Genomic DNA, 13,136 nt, shown 5'->3' on the forward strand with positions numbered 1-13,136 from the left:
TAAGGGCCAACGTGGATTTAACTCATTTTCCAGGGCAGGACGCATGCGCGACCCCTATGAGGTGCTGGGCGTTGCCAAGAACGCATCGGCCAAGGACATAAAATCGGCTTACCGCAAGCTCGCCAAGAAGTATCATCCGGACCAGAATCCGAATGATCCCAAGGCCAAGGACCGTTTTGCCGCCGCCAATCAGGCCTATGAGGTCGTCGGCGACGAGAAGAACCGTGCGGCCTTCGACCGCGGCGAGATCGACGCCGACGGCAAGCCGAAATTCCAGGGCTTCGAGGGCGCAGCCGGCGGCGGCGATCCGTTCGGTGGCTTCCGCCGCCAGCAGGGCGCCGGCGGCTCGCGCTTCGAATTCCGATCGGGGCGTCCGGGCGGCGATCCGTTCGACGGCAACAGCGACATTTTCAGCCAGATCTTCGGCGACGCCTTTTCCGGCGCGCGCGGCGCCGGAACAGGCGACCGCCGCCAGCAGGCGACCGCCGCCGATCTGAACGTCACGCTCGACGTCACCATCGAGGAGATAGCGACCGCCGAAAAGGTGACGGCGATGTTCCCCGACGGCCGCAAGATCGCGGTCAAGCTGCCGGTCTATGTCGAGGATGGCCAGACCATCCGGCTGAAGGGCCAGGGCGAGCAGGGGCCGGGACAGCCGGGCGATGCGCTGGTCAAGATCCGTATCCGCAGGCACCCGCGCTACCGCATCGAGGGCCGTGACTTGCATGCCGATCTGGAGGTAGCGTTGGCCGACGCGGTGCTGGGCGCCAAGGTGCCGGTCGACACGCCGACCGGCAGGCTGGCGGTCAACATTCCGGCCTGGTCGAGTTCCGATAAGGTGCTGCGCCTGAAGGGCAGGGGCTTGCCGGAAAAGGCCGGCGGCCATGGCGATCTCTACGCCCATGTCCGCATCATGCTGCCGGAAGGCGGCGACAGCGAACTCGAAGCGCTGATGCGCAGCCGCAAAGGCTGACGCGGCTCGACTTCGCTGGCTAACTGCCGGGCGCCACTTCCTCCATCCGCCGGATGGTTTCGCCGAAGCGGCGCAGCGCCTGCCGTACCGGGACATGCGGGCTCTCGATCTCCAGCAGGATCATCGTCTCGCTGCCGAGGAAGGCGGCGCTGACCAGGCTGGTCACTTCGGCGGCGGAGAATGGCCCGAGGCCGCCGAACCGCCGCTCCGCCTCTTGCGCCAGTCCGTCCAGCAGTTCGAACCAGCCGCGCAGGTCGCGGCGCACCGCCTTGGCGATTTCGGGGCTCGACAGGCTTGCCGCGATCATCTCGTGCAGGATCCGGACATAGCCGGACGCCAGATCATCGTCGAGGAAATCGCAAGCGCGCTCCCAGCGTTGCCACAGCGGCATAGGTGCCGCAAAAGTCTCCGCCTGGCGCTTCAGCAGGCCCTCGTTCAGATGGTCGAGCAGCGCCAGGAACAGCCGTTCCTTGGAGCCGAAATGGTAATGGATCTGGCTGAGCGGAACGCCGGCGATCTCGGCAACGCGGCGCGTCGACAGATCGGCATAACCGCCTCGATGGAGGCATAACTCGGCAGCCGAAATCAGTTCGGCGCGCGTGTCGCGCTTTTGCTTGTTCTGCGGCGGGGTAACGGCTTGGGCAGCGTCCGTCATGCGGCGTGGCTGCCGCTGGTAGCGGTGCAATCTGGGCGGATCATAGCTTCTCCTGTCCGGGGCTGGACGTCCCTCCACTCTATCTCGGTCGAGCGACCGATCAAGTTGACTCGCTAGAAAATTTATGGTTTTTGACGCTGAATTCGGTCGACCGACCGAATCCTGATGCTTGCATGGAGGGGCAGTCATGGCGGGCGTAATCACCCTTATCTACGGCGTTGCCGCATACCTGATTTTTCTCGGTTCGTTTCTCTATGCGGTCGGTTTCGTCGGCAACATGGTCGTGCCGAAATCGATCGATTCCGGAGTCGCTGGAAGTCCGGTCGAAGCCGTCATCGTCAATGCACTGCTGCTCGGCCTTTTCGCCGCCCAGCACAGCATCATGGCGCGACCGGTTTTCAAGCGCTGGTGGACACGGATTGTCCCGCACGCGGCCGAACGCAGCACCTATGTGCTTTTGGCCAGCCTCATCCTGCTGCTGCTCTACTGGCAATGGCGGCCGATTCCCGGTCTCGTCTGGACGGTCGAGAACCCGGTCTGGGTCGCCGTCATCCATGGCGTGTTCTGGCTCGGCTGGGCGGTATTGTTGACCAGCACCTTTCTGATCAACCATTTCGAACTGTTCGGCCTGCGCCAGGTTCTCGCCGCTTTGCGCAAGAGCGAACCGGCGCCGCCCGTGTTCAGGACGCCACTGTTCTACAAATGGGTCCGGCACCCGCTCTATGTCGGCTTCCTCCTGGCCTTCTGGGCGACGCCGTCGATGACATGGGGCCATCTCCTGTTCGCGGCGGGCAGCACCGGCTACATCTTGCTCGGCATCTTCCTCGAGGAACGCGATCTCGTCGCGATGTTCGGCGATCAGTACCGAAGCTACCGCAAGCAGGTGGGAATGCTCATTCCCTGGCGCAAAATGGCTGGATAGGGCCGATGCGTTGCCGGCCAGCCGATTCGGCTGGTCGGGCGGGCCTGGGCCATCAAGGCGCGCTGGCCGCAGTGAGGCGTTCAAATCTCACAACAACGTTATTATCCCCCATTCGTTGTCACGCCGAGTGTCTGAATTGAACGCGCGCCCCGTCTGCGCTTGATGCGCCTTTCTGCCTGTGCGATAGGCACTCCAAAGCAGAAAATCTTTCGGAGAGCGCTGACATGGCGGGTGGACAGGGCCTTATGGCCGGCAAGCGCGGCCTTATACTGGGCGTCGCCAACAACAGATCGATTGCCTACGGCATCGCCAAGGCCTGCGTCGACCATGGCGCCGAGATCGCGCTGACCTATCAGGGCGAGGCGTTCAAGAAGCGCGTCGAGCCGCTGGCTGCGGAATTGGGCGCCTTTGTCGCCGGTCATTGCGATGTCACTGATCCGGCGAGCCTCGACGAGGTGTTTGCCAATGTCGCCAAGCATTGGGGCGGCAAGCTCGACTTCCTCGTCCATGCCATCGCCTTTTCCGACAAGGACGAGCTGACCGGACGCTATGTCGAGACGACGCGCGACAATTTCCTGCGCACCATGGACATTTCGGTCTATTCCTTCACCACCATCGCCAAGCGCGCCGAAGCGTTGATGACCGATGGCGGCTCGCTGCTGACGCTGACCTATTACGGCGCCGAAAAGGTCATGCCGCATTACAACGTCATGGGTGTCGCCAAGGCCGCGCTCGAAGCCAGCGTGCGCTATCTCGCCGTCGACCTCGGCGGCAAGAAGATCCGCGTCAACGCTATCTCGGCCGGGCCGATCAAGACCTTGGCTGCTTCGGGCATCGGCGACTTCCGCTACATCCTCAAGTGGAACGAATACAATTCGCCGCTGAAGCAGACCGTCACCCAGGAAGAAGTCGGCGATTCCGCCGTCTATTTCCTGTCGGACCTGTCGCGTGGCGTCACCGGCGAGGTGCACCATGTCGATTCCGGCTATCACGTCGTCGGCATGAAGGCGGTCGACGCGCCGGATATTTCGACCGTCAAGGAATAGTTCTGCCGCGGTTTCCGCCCGCCTGTCCTGATTTCCGGAAGACCTGATGGTTCCGCTCGTCTACATCGTGCGCCATGGCCAGACGCAGTGGAATGCCGAGTCGCGGCTGCAGGGCCAGGCCGACACCGATCTCAACGCGCTCGGCCGCGAGCAGGCGACCCGCAATGGACGGCGGCTGGCCGAACTGATCCAGAATCCTGAGGATTTCGACTTTGTCGCCAGCCCGATGAAGCGGACGCGCGAGACGATGCAGCGGCTGCGCTTGGCGATGCAGCTCGATCCCGATGCCTACCGCACCGACCCGCGTCTGGTCGAGGTGCACTTTGGCGACTGGCAGGGCTTTACCTATGCCGAACTCGACGCGCGAATGCCGGGCTCGGCGAAGGCGCGACGACGCAACAAATGGAATTTCCAGCCGCCGGGCGAGGGCGCCGAAAGCTACCAGATGCTGCTCGAACGGGTGAAGCCGTGGTTCGAGGCGCTCGACCGCCAGACGGTCTGCGTCACGCATGGTGGCGTCGTGCGGACTCTGTTTCGGATGGTCGAAGGTGTTTCCGAACATGAAGCGGCAAACCTGGAAGTGCGGCAGGACCGGGTGCTCAGGCTGCAGGACGGGCGTCTGGATTGGCTTTAGGTTCGAGCAGATAAAAACAGGACGACCGTCCTGTTTATCCGGGCAGGGCTCCGCCGAGCGGCAAGACCCTGTTCGGCGTCGGTGTTACTCGGTGTCGGGCAGTTCCATGTCGGTGACGACGTTCTCGCCATTCGTCACGTCATAGGCAATGACGATATCCATGCCCGGCTTTAGCGAATCGAGATCGGTCTCGGCGTTGAGCTTGAAGGACTTGCCGTCCTCCAGCGTCAGCGTCAGCGCGTCCTTGTCGACCTTCTTGATCAGGCCTTCGGTCTGGCCGGCATAGGCGGCGGTGGAAATCAGCAACATGGCGGCAGCAGCGCCAATCAGGGTACGCATCGTCGTCCTCTTTGTCATTGCGCCTGCACGGATGGCGGCGAGCTTTCAACGGGCGGATGGAAGAGAGCAGAAACCAACCGAATGTGTCAAAACTAAAACCGCCGGATCACAGTTTGACCGCTGTGGAAAACGCCAATAGAACGCACCCTTGATCCGGCTCCGCTGCCGGGCAGGGCTAAAATTCATGTCTCACAACACGTTCGGCCATCTCTTCCGCGTCACCACCTGGGGCGAAAGCCATGGCCCGTCGCTCGGCTGTGTCGTCGACGGCTGCCCGCCCGGCATCCGCTTCACACGGGCCGAAATCCAGGCCGAACTCGACAAGCGCCGTCCCGGCCAGTCGCGTTTTGTGACCCAGCGCCGCGAGCCGGACGAGGTGAACGTGCTATCCGGCTTCATCCTCGACGAGGACGGCGAGACGATGATCACCACCGGCACGCCCGTCTCGATGCTGATCGAGAATGTCGACCAGCGCTCCAAGGACTATGGCGAGATCGCCCGCCAGTACCGGCCCGGCCACGCCGACTACACCTATGACGTCAAATACGGCCTGCGCGACCATCGCGGCGGCGGCCGCTCCTCGGCCCGCGAGACGGCCGCGCGCGTGGCCGCCGGCGCGCTCGCCCGTAAGGTGGTGCCCGGCATGGTGGTGCGCGGCGCGCTGGTGTCTATGGGCGAGAAATCGATCGACCGCGCCAACTGGAACTGGAATTTCATCGGTGACGCCGAAAACCCGTTCTTCACCCCCGATCCGGCCTCCGTTCCGGTCTTCACCAGCTATCTCGACGGCATCCGCAAATCCGGCTCCTCGGTCGGCGCGGTTATCGAGATCGTCGCCGACGGCGTGCCGGCCGGCCTTGGCGCGCCGATATACGCCAAGCTCGACCAGGACATCGCGTCCGGCCTGATGTCGATCAACGCCGTCAAGGGCGTCGAGATCGGCAACGGTTTCGAAGCCGCCCGCATCACCGGCGAACAGAATGCCGACGAGATGCGCATCGGCAATGACGGCAAGCCGGTCTTCTTGTCCAACAATGCCGGCGGCATTCTGGGCGGCATCTCGACCGGCCAGGCGATCGTCGCCCGCTTCGCCGTCAAGCCGACCTCGTCGATCCTGACGCCGCGCAAATCCATCGACAAGGACGGCAACGACGTCGACGTCATGACCAAGGGCCGCCACGACCCCTGCGTCGGCATCCGCGCCGTGCCGATCGGCGAAGCCATGGTTGCCTGCGCCATCGCCGACCATTATCTGCGGCACCGGGGACAGACAGGCCGGGGATTAGGCAGTAGGGATTAGGCAATAAGCCAGCCCGTACTTCCTTCCCTAACTCCTACTGCCCAACCCCTATTCCCTGCGAGCGAAGCGAGCCAATGCCATACGATCAGAAGAAAATCGTCGAAGCCATCCGCGCCTTCGAGCGCGGCGAGATCGTCGTCGTCATGGACGATGACGGGCGTGAGAACGAGGGCGACCTGATCGTTGCCGCCGTGCATTGCAGCCCGGAGAAAATGGCCTTCATCATCCGTCACACCTCCGGCATCGTCTGCACGCCGATGCCGCGCGAGGAGGCCAAGCGGCTCAATCTGCAGCCGATGGTCGCCGACAATGATTCCGCCCACACCACGGCCTTTACCGTCAGCGTCGATTTCAAGCATGGCACCACCACCGGCATTTCGGCCGAGGACCGCACGCTGACCGTGCGCAACCTGGCCAACGGCAATGTCGGCGGTTCGGATTTCGTTCGCCCCGGCCACATCTTCCCGCTGATCGCTAGGGAAGGCGGCGTGCTGATGCGTTCGGGCCATACCGAAGCCGCGGTCGATCTCTGCAAGCTTGCCGGCCTGCCGCCGGTTGGCGTGATCTCGGAGTTGGTCAATGACGACGGCACCGTCAAGCGCGGCCCGCAGGTGGCGAGCTTTGCCGAGGAACACGGCCTCAAGCAGGTCTCGGTCGCCGACCTCATCGCCTACCGGCAGCGCAAGGAAACGCTGGTCGAACGCGTCGCCTGCTCCGAAATCGACACACTCGGCGGCAAGGCACAGGTCTTCACCTACACGCTGCCCTGGGATTCCATGCACCATGTCGCGGTCGTTTTCGGCGACATCCGTGACGGCGAGGACGTGCCGGTGCGGCTGCATTCGGAGGATGTGGTGACCGACGTGTTCGGCACCAGCCACCGGCTCGACGCCATTATGAAGGCGATGGGCGAACGCAAGCGCGGCGTCATCGTTTACCTCCGAGAGGGTTCGGTCGGCGTCGCCCATCAGGAGCGCAACCGGCCGATGAGTGCCGACCGTGAGGACCACGAAGAGGCCCGCCGCCGTGAGAACGAGTGGCGAGAAATCGGCCTCGGCGCGCAGATTCTCAAGGATCTCGGCATCTCCTCGATCAATTTGATCGCCTCGCGCGAACGCCACTATGTCGGGCTTGAGGGCTTTGGCATTCATATCGCCAAGACCGAGATTTTCTAGGGGACAGGGGGCGGTCGGATGAGCTTCGAGGCCTATCTCAATTGCTTTGAAGATGGCGAAGAGAGCTACTTCCCCACATCGATCGTCGAGGATGCCTTCGCGCCGTTCGTCACCAGGCGTGAACCTGAATTCACCTGCTGGGTCGTCGCCTATGACGATGCGTCGTCGGCCGACCTCTATCTCAATTTCGACCCCGGCGATGCCTCGCGATGTTCAGGCTTCACCGTCGCGCGGCCGCCCGACGATCCGCCTCTACGAAGCGCTGTGGAAAATCCTGCGTGTCACCAGCTCGGTCGTGTATTGCGCCGGAGAATGTCCGCCGATGGTCGGGCGCGCTGAAACCATACCCCATCTGAACCCGGATATGGTTGAGACACTGGGAAGTCCTGTTGTCGTTCTCGATGGAAACGAGATCCGCAAGAGGCTTGAACAGTCGTAGGGAGCCGCGCTCCTTTGAGAAGCTGCGTCCGATCCGCGTTCCCGACCGGACGCTTGTGCGTTTATTCCGCGGGAACGGCGGCTGCACCGCAGCCGTCCAGCTCGCAGGCGCGGGTGGCCAGGCTGCGCTGGCCCAGCAACACCGTCACCAATGCGATGACGCCGGCCGCCACCGAGACCCAGAACCCGTTGCGGGCGCCGAATTCATCCACCACCGCACCGGCGGCAAACGAACCGAGCGCCATGCCGATGCCGATGCCTGTCATCACCCAGGTGATGCCTTCGGTCAGCATCGCTTCCGGCACGTGGCGTTCGATCAGGCCGAAGGCGGTGATGAAGGTTGGCGAGATCGCCACGCCGCTGATGAAAACGGTCAGCGCCAGCAGCGGCACCGTGTCGGCGGTGAGCGGCAGCAGCGTGCCGAGCGCAACGAGGGCGACCGCGAGGGCCAACTGGCGCTGCAGCGGCGCTTTCAGGTTGAGCGCGCCGACGATAAGGCCGAGCACGAACGATCCCAGCGCATAGACGCCGATGACGAGGCTGGCGGCGCCCGGCTGGCCGAGTTCCTTGGTGATCGCCACCGTGCTCACTTCCGTGGTCGCGAAGGTGGCGCCGACGAAGATCAGGGCGAAGGTGATGATCTGCACCGACCTGAGCCGGATTGCCGAGCCGCTCGAGACATGATTCACCGGCCGCACTTGTGGTTCGGTCGAACGCTGCAGGATGAAGGCTGCCGAGCCAAGGGCGAGGAATAGCGTGCTGACCAGGACACCGGCTTCCGGGAACAGAGCGGCACTCAAGCCCACCGACAGCGATGCGCCTGCAATGTAGACGAGTTCGTCCGCCGCCGATTCGAAGGCGAATGCGGTGTTCATCTGCGGCCGGCCGCGAAAAATCTCGGTCCAGCGCGCGCGCACCATCGCCGGCATGCTGGGCATGGCGGCGGCCGCCAGTGCCGACACAAACAGCGTCCACACCGGCCAGTCCTGATTGGCTGCGGCAATCAGCACCGCGAAGGCGAGCACGGTGAGGATGGTGGTCGGAATCACGATCCGCGTCTGGCCGAGGCGATCGACCAGCCGTGATATCTGCGGCGCCACGAAAGCGTTGCTCAGCGCGAACGTCGCCGAGACAGCTCCCGCCAGCCAGTATTCGCCACGCGTCTGCGAGAGCATGGCCACGATGCCGATCGGCGCCATGGCGATCGGCAGCCGCGCGAGGAAGCCCGCGGCGGCAAACCCCTTGGCTCCAGGGGCACCAAAGATTTCCGAGTATGGGTTTTGCATGGCTGGTTCCTCGACAAAGGCCAATTCGACAATTACATACGGTCCGTATGAATATAGGTAGTCGATACGCCGCGTATGTCAATTGGCATACGAAGCGTATGTGAATAAGGCCAGAACCATGCACAGACCCCGCAAGGAGATGATTGCCGAAACGCGCGCCAAGCTGATCACGGCGGCCCGCCACGCTTTCGGCACAATCGGCTATGCCGAGGCGTCGATGGACGACTTCACCGCCTCGGCCGGGCTGACCCGCGGCGCGCTCTACCATCATTTCGGCGACAAGAAGGGCCTGCTGCAGGCTGTCATCGCCGAAATCGATGGCGAGATGGCCGTCCGCATCCATGAGATTGCGTCGCGGGCGCCAAGCCGCTGGCAGCGTTTCGTCGACGAATGCACGACCTATATCGAGATGGCGCTGGAGCCGGAAATCCAGCGCATCATGTTTCGCGACGGTCCGGCTGTGCTCGGCGATCCGGCGCAATGGCCGAATGCCAATGCCTGCGTCGGTTCAATGACCGATCATCTGACGGCTCTGCAGCAGGAGGGGGTGGTCGTCCCCGGCGTCGACCCCGAAACCGCCGCCCGGCTGATCAACGGCGCCAGCAGCCAGGCGGCACAGCGCATCGCCAATTCGAACGACCCCGAAGCCACGTCGAAGACCGTGGTGGCGGCCTTCCAGCAGTTGCTTGAAGGCTTGCTTAAAAAGCAGGACTCGCAGCCGGTCTGAAATCTCGCCAGCCGATCCCCGGCATTGCCGAGATTGACAATTCCCGGCCCGGGTTCATCCTCGCCGTCCATCTCTGAGGGGAGATTCGGGCGCATGTGGGATTTCGAAATCGGCAGGTCGGTGTCCATCATGATCAGGACATGGCCATTCATCGTCTTTCGCATGATCGTCTATTTCGGCATTACGCTCGCCTACATCGTGGCGACCGGCAGCGGCGCCTCGGTCGGCTATGGCGTCGGCCACATCTCCACCGATCCCGACGGGCCGCTGTCTTTTGCGCTCTGGGGCGGCATCGTCGGCATCGGCGTCGTTTCGATCGCGCTGTACTGGATCCGCGAATACATCCTCTATGTCGTCAAGGCCGGCCATATCGCCGTCATGGTCCATTTGATCGATGGCCGGGACGTTCCCAATGGGCAGGACCAGATCGCCTACGCCAAGGACGTGGTGAAGGAGCGTTTCGCCGAGGCCAACATCCTTTTCGTGGTCGACCAGCTGGTCAAGGGCGCCATCCGCGCCATCACCGGCCTGATCGGCGGCATCGCCGCCTTCCTGCCCATTCCGGGTCTCGGCGGCCTGATCGCTTTCATCAATACGGTCATCCGCCTGTCGCTGACCTATGTCGACGAGATCATCCTCGGCTACAACATCCGCATCAATTCATCATCGCCCTTCGAGACAGCCCGGCAAGGCGTCGTGCTCTACGCCCAGAACGGCAAGACCATGGTCAAGAACGCCATCTGGCTGGCGGTCATCATGTGGGGCGTGTCCTTCGTCATCTTCCTGCTGATGCTGGCGCCGGCCGCAGCCATCATGTGGTTCATTCCGGGCCAACTCGGCGGCTGGGCCTTCGTGCTCGCCATCCTCCTTGCCTGGGCCTTCAAGGCGGCCTTCATCGAACCCTTCGCCATAGCCTGCCTGATGCAGGTCTATTTCAAGACCATCGAACGCCAGATGCCGAACGCCGAATGGGACCAGCGGCTGGCCAAGGGGTCGTCCAAGTTCAGGGAACTCAGGGACAAGGCGGTGGCTTCCTTCGGCGGCTCGCGCTGGACGCAGTCGGCGCCCGGGGTGTAATCCCTGTTGAACGTCGGGGCGGTGCGGCGTCAAACCATGGTCAAAGCGGCCGGGCGCGCCTATATCGGGTCATGGTCACCAGGCTCTACACCCATCCGATCTTCCTCGAACATCTGACGCCCCCCGGTCATCCGGAGCGGCCGGACCGCTTGCGCGCTATCGAGCGCGTGCTCGACGACGAGGCCTTCACCGCACTCGATCGGGTCACGGCGCCGCAAGGCGACGAGGCCACCATTCTCTACGCCCACCCCGAGGATTTCGTCGCCCGCGTCCGCGCCGCGATCCCTGAGAGCGGCATCGCCTCGATCGACGCCGACACCAGCGCCAGCCCGAAAAGCTGGCAGGCGGTGGTCACCGCCATCGGTGCGGCCAACGCCGCCGTCGACGACGTGTTCGAGGGCCGCGTCGCCAATGCCTTCGTCGCCGCACGTCCGCCAGGCCATCATGCCGAAAAGACCACGGCGATGGGCTTTTGCCTGTTCAACACCGCGGCGATTGCCGCGCGTTATGCGCAAAAGAAACACGGCGCCGAGCGCGTCGCCATCGTCGACTGGGACGTGCATCACGGCAACGGCACGCAGGACATCTTCTGGGACGATCCCTCGGTGCTCTATTGTTCGACGCACCAGATGCCGCTCTATCCCGGCACCGGCGCCAAGAGCGAAACCGGCGCCGGCAACATCGTCAACGCGCCGCTGGCGCCGCAGACCGGCTCGGACATGTTTCGCGATGCCTTGCTGTCGCGCGTCCTGCCGGCGCTCGACAATTTCGCGCCCGATCTGATCATCATTTCCGCAGGCTTCGACGCTCACCATCGCGACCCGCTGGCCGAGATCAACCTCAGCGAGGACGATTTCGACTGGGCGACAGGCCAGTTGCTGGAACGCGCCGGGCGCCACAGCGGCAACCGGCTCGTCAGCCTGCTTGAGGGCGGCTACGATCTGCAGGGACTGGCATTTTCGGTCGCCGCCCATGTCGGGCGGCTGATGAAGGGGTAAAGTATGGCTGGCGAAGCAAACGAAGACGTCAAGGCGATGAGCTTCGAGCAGGCACTCGACGCGCTGGAAAAGATTGTCGATGATCTGGAACGCGGCGACGTGCCGCTCGACCAGTCGATCAAGATCTATGAGCGCGGCGAGGCGCTGAAGGCCCATTGCGACCGGCTGCTGAAGGCCGCCGAAGACAAGGTCGAGAAGATCAGGCTGTCGCGTGATGGCAAACCGGTGGGAACGGAGCCGCTCGACGCGGAGTAGTGGAATGGGGCGGGCATAAAGCAGATAGGAGTTCAAGCATGTGCAGAAACATCAAGACCCTGTTCAATTTCGATCCGCCGGCAACCCATGACGAGATCCGCGACGCCGCGCTTCAATTCGTGCGCAAACTGAGCGGAACGACGCGCCCCTCGCAGCGCAACCAGGCGGCCTTCGACCGTGCCGTCGAGGCGATCGCCGAATCGGCGCACGAATTGCTGCATTCGCTGGAAACCACGCATCATCCGCGCAATCGCGAAGAGGTGGCGGCCAAGGCAAAAGCCAAATCGGCGCTCCGCTTCGCCTGAGGACATCCAGATGAGTTTCTTCCCCGGCAAGGACCCTGAGCCTGGCGATGCCTTCGCCAGCGACCAGATCGAGCTCATGGTCATTCCAAACGCCAAGGATATTGGCGGCTTCCAGGTTCGCCGCGCTCTGCCGACGGCAAAGCGGCGGCTGGTTGGTCCCTTCATCTTCTTCGACCGCATGGGGCCGGCCATCTTGCGCGCCGGGCAGGCGATGGATGTGCGCCCGCACCCGCATATCGGGCTTTCCACCGTCACCTATCTGTTCGACGGCAATATCAGGCACCGCGATTCGCTCGGCACCGAGATGGTCATCCAGCCGGGCGACGTGAATTTGATGACCGCCGGCCGCGGTATCGTCCATTCCGAGCGCACGCCCGAAGAACTGCGCGGCGCGCCGATGTCGGTCTCCGGCCTGCAGACATGGCTGGCTTTGCCCGACGGCAAGGAGGAAGTGGCGCCGGTGTTCGAGAACACGGCCGCGCTCCTTCTGCCCGAGATCGACGCCGAAGGTGTTTCCGGCCGCGTGGTGATCGGCGATTTCCAGGGACTGCGCTCGCCGGTAAGAGCCGACACCGAGACGCTCTACGCCGATCTGAGGCTGGCGCCCGGCGCCAGCGTCAAAATTCCCGCCGACGCCGAGGAACGCGCCATCTACACGCTGGATGGCGATGTCTCGATCTCGGGCGACCGCTTTCCGGCCGAACGGCTTTTGGTGTTCCGGCCTGGCGACGAGATCGTCGTGTCGTCGGAGCGTGGCGCCCATTTCATGCTCTTCGGCGGCGCTTCGCTCGGCTCCCCGCGCCACATCTGGTGGAACTTCGTCTCGTCGTCGAAGGAACGCATCGAACAGGCCAAGCAGGAATGGAAGACGGGCCGCTTCGATATCGTTCCCGGAGACGAGGAAGAGTTCATTCCGTTACCGGACAATTAACGTCAGCATCACCCGCGTCACTGACACGCATTTACATTCCGGCGACGCAGGCATATTTCGCCATGATCGACGCGC

General features: G+C 63.4%; 16 protein-coding genes. 13 read left to right on the forward strand and 3 right to left on the reverse strand.

What is annotated here, in order from left to right; all coding sequences use genetic code 11:
- Window positions 1–43: 43 nt before the first annotated feature.
- Window positions 44–973 carry a DnaJ C-terminal domain-containing protein gene (locus tag NKJ18_RS10350; RefSeq protein ID WP_023692090.1) on the forward strand — a complete coding sequence of 310 codons (930 nt, stop codon included), beginning with the start codon at window positions 44–46 and terminating at the stop codon, window positions 971–973.
- A 19-nt stretch (window positions 974–992) separates the two neighbouring features.
- Here the strand turns inward: NKJ18_RS10350 and NKJ18_RS10355 are convergent, their stop codons facing one another.
- On the reverse strand, window positions 993–1,628 hold the full coding sequence (locus tag NKJ18_RS10355) for a TetR/AcrR family transcriptional regulator (protein WP_023685402.1): 636 nt from the start codon (window positions 1,626–1,628) through the stop codon (window positions 993–995).
- Between the two features lie 187 nt (window positions 1,629–1,815).
- Between NKJ18_RS10355 and mddA the strand changes: the two genes are divergently transcribed.
- From mddA to NKJ18_RS10370, 3 genes are all read left to right on the forward strand, one after another.
- The gene (gene mddA / locus NKJ18_RS10360) at window positions 1,816–2,550 is read left to right on the forward strand and encodes a methanethiol S-methyltransferase (RefSeq protein ID WP_023685403.1); all 735 of its coding nucleotides are present in this window, start codon (window positions 1,816–1,818) and stop codon (window positions 2,548–2,550) included.
- Between the two features lie 224 nt (window positions 2,551–2,774).
- Window positions 2,775–3,596, forward strand: coding sequence for an enoyl-ACP reductase FabI (gene fabI, locus NKJ18_RS10365; RefSeq protein WP_023727494.1), 822 nt, complete (start codon window positions 2,775–2,777; stop codon window positions 3,594–3,596).
- Window positions 3,597–3,642: 46 nt separating this feature from the next.
- Complete coding sequence (locus tag NKJ18_RS10370) at window positions 3,643–4,230, forward strand: histidine phosphatase family protein (protein WP_023685404.1); 588 nt, start codon at window positions 3,643–3,645, stop codon at window positions 4,228–4,230.
- A gap of 84 nt (window positions 4,231–4,314) precedes the next feature.
- Here NKJ18_RS10370 and NKJ18_RS10375 read toward each other — a convergent pair whose 3' ends face one another.
- Complete coding sequence (locus NKJ18_RS10375; protein ID WP_023685405.1) at window positions 4,315–4,569, reverse strand: DUF1344 domain-containing protein; 255 nt, start codon at window positions 4,567–4,569, stop codon at window positions 4,315–4,317.
- Between the two features lie 184 nt (window positions 4,570–4,753).
- Here NKJ18_RS10375 and aroC point away from each other — a divergent pair, with 184 nt between their 5' ends.
- From aroC to NKJ18_RS10390, 3 genes are all read left to right on the forward strand, one after another.
- A complete protein-coding gene (gene aroC, locus NKJ18_RS10380; protein ID WP_023685406.1) occupies window positions 4,754–5,869 on the forward strand; it encodes a chorismate synthase in 1,116 nt (371 codons plus the stop codon).
- 74 nt (window positions 5,870–5,943) lie between these two features.
- Window positions 5,944–7,044 carry a 3,4-dihydroxy-2-butanone-4-phosphate synthase gene (gene ribB, locus NKJ18_RS10385; protein WP_023685407.1) on the forward strand — a complete coding sequence of 367 codons (1,101 nt, stop codon included), beginning with the start codon at window positions 5,944–5,946 and terminating at the stop codon, window positions 7,042–7,044.
- Between the two features lie 18 nt (window positions 7,045–7,062).
- The gene (locus tag NKJ18_RS10390; protein ID WP_352758185.1) at window positions 7,063–7,383 is read left to right on the forward strand and encodes a hypothetical protein; all 321 of its coding nucleotides are present in this window, start codon (window positions 7,063–7,065) and stop codon (window positions 7,381–7,383) included.
- Window positions 7,384–7,544: 161 nt separating this feature from the next.
- On the opposite strand, the gene NKJ18_RS10395 is transcribed toward NKJ18_RS10390, so the two are convergent.
- Window positions 7,545–8,768, reverse strand: a complete 1,224-nt coding sequence (locus NKJ18_RS10395; RefSeq protein WP_023716104.1) for an MFS transporter — start codon at window positions 8,766–8,768, stop codon at window positions 7,545–7,547.
- A gap of 118 nt (window positions 8,769–8,886) precedes the next feature.
- Here NKJ18_RS10395 and NKJ18_RS10400 point away from each other — a divergent pair, with 118 nt between their 5' ends.
- The 6 genes from NKJ18_RS10400 (at window position 8,887) to NKJ18_RS10425 (ending at window position 13,061) form a co-directional block, all read left to right on the forward strand.
- Window positions 8,887–9,495 (forward strand): TetR/AcrR family transcriptional regulator, encoded by a 609-nt coding sequence (locus NKJ18_RS10400; RefSeq protein WP_023685410.1) that lies wholly within the window; start codon window positions 8,887–8,889, stop codon window positions 9,493–9,495.
- Between the two features lie 93 nt (window positions 9,496–9,588).
- The gene (locus NKJ18_RS10405) at window positions 9,589–10,572 is read left to right on the forward strand and encodes a hypothetical protein (RefSeq protein ID WP_352758186.1); all 984 of its coding nucleotides are present in this window, start codon (window positions 9,589–9,591) and stop codon (window positions 10,570–10,572) included.
- Between the two features lie 71 nt (window positions 10,573–10,643).
- Entirely contained in the window at window positions 10,644–11,570 is a 927-nt protein-coding gene (locus NKJ18_RS10410; protein WP_352500433.1) for a histone deacetylase family protein, read from the forward strand.
- Window positions 11,571–11,573: 3 nt separating this feature from the next.
- Complete coding sequence (locus NKJ18_RS10415) at window positions 11,574–11,825, forward strand: exodeoxyribonuclease VII small subunit (RefSeq protein WP_023668433.1); 252 nt, start codon at window positions 11,574–11,576, stop codon at window positions 11,823–11,825.
- A gap of 38 nt (window positions 11,826–11,863) precedes the next feature.
- Entirely contained in the window at window positions 11,864–12,130 is a 267-nt protein-coding gene (locus NKJ18_RS10420; RefSeq protein ID WP_181058335.1) for a DUF2277 domain-containing protein, read from the forward strand.
- Between the two features lie 10 nt (window positions 12,131–12,140).
- Window positions 12,141–13,061, forward strand: a complete 921-nt coding sequence (locus tag NKJ18_RS10425; protein WP_023685413.1) for a pirin family protein — start codon at window positions 12,141–12,143, stop codon at window positions 13,059–13,061.
- Window positions 13,062–13,136 lie beyond the last annotated feature (75 nt).

Source organism: Mesorhizobium sp. M0217, from assembly GCF_040321955.1.
GTDB lineage: Bacteria > Pseudomonadota > Alphaproteobacteria > Rhizobiales > Rhizobiaceae > Mesorhizobium.

Excerpts from the sequence above, each read along its gene's own strand:
- NKJ18_RS10350 (WP_023692090.1), top strand. The coding sequence starts at position 44 with ATGCGCGACCCCTATGAGGTGCTGGGCGTTGCCAAGAACGCATCGGCC.
- NKJ18_RS10355 (WP_023685402.1), bottom strand. The coding sequence starts at position 1,628 with ATGACGGACGCTGCCCAAGCCGTTACCCCGCCGCAGAACAAGCAAAAG.
- mddA (WP_023685403.1), top strand. The coding sequence starts at position 1,816 with ATGGCGGGCGTAATCACCCTTATCTACGGCGTTGCCGCATACCTGATT.
- fabI (WP_023727494.1), top strand. The coding sequence starts at position 2,775 with ATGGCGGGTGGACAGGGCCTTATGGCCGGCAAGCGCGGCCTTATACTG.
- NKJ18_RS10370 (WP_023685404.1), top strand. The coding sequence starts at position 3,643 with ATGGTTCCGCTCGTCTACATCGTGCGCCATGGCCAGACGCAGTGGAAT.
- NKJ18_RS10375 (WP_023685405.1), bottom strand. The coding sequence starts at position 4,569 with ATGCGTACCCTGATTGGCGCTGCTGCCGCCATGTTGCTGATTTCCACC.
- aroC (WP_023685406.1), top strand. The coding sequence starts at position 4,754 with ATGTCTCACAACACGTTCGGCCATCTCTTCCGCGTCACCACCTGGGGC.
- ribB (WP_023685407.1), top strand. The coding sequence starts at position 5,944 with ATGCCATACGATCAGAAGAAAATCGTCGAAGCCATCCGCGCCTTCGAG.
- NKJ18_RS10390 (WP_352758185.1), top strand. The coding sequence starts at position 7,063 with ATGAGCTTCGAGGCCTATCTCAATTGCTTTGAAGATGGCGAAGAGAGC.
- NKJ18_RS10395 (WP_023716104.1), bottom strand. The coding sequence starts at position 8,768 with ATGCAAAACCCATACTCGGAAATCTTTGGTGCCCCTGGAGCCAAGGGG.
- NKJ18_RS10400 (WP_023685410.1), top strand. The coding sequence starts at position 8,887 with ATGCACAGACCCCGCAAGGAGATGATTGCCGAAACGCGCGCCAAGCTG.
- NKJ18_RS10405 (WP_352758186.1), top strand. The coding sequence starts at position 9,589 with ATGTGGGATTTCGAAATCGGCAGGTCGGTGTCCATCATGATCAGGACA.
- NKJ18_RS10410 (WP_352500433.1), top strand. The coding sequence starts at position 10,644 with ATGGTCACCAGGCTCTACACCCATCCGATCTTCCTCGAACATCTGACG.
- NKJ18_RS10415 (WP_023668433.1), top strand. The coding sequence starts at position 11,574 with ATGGCTGGCGAAGCAAACGAAGACGTCAAGGCGATGAGCTTCGAGCAG.
- NKJ18_RS10420 (WP_181058335.1), top strand. The coding sequence starts at position 11,864 with ATGTGCAGAAACATCAAGACCCTGTTCAATTTCGATCCGCCGGCAACC.
- NKJ18_RS10425 (WP_023685413.1), top strand. The coding sequence starts at position 12,141 with ATGAGTTTCTTCCCCGGCAAGGACCCTGAGCCTGGCGATGCCTTCGCC.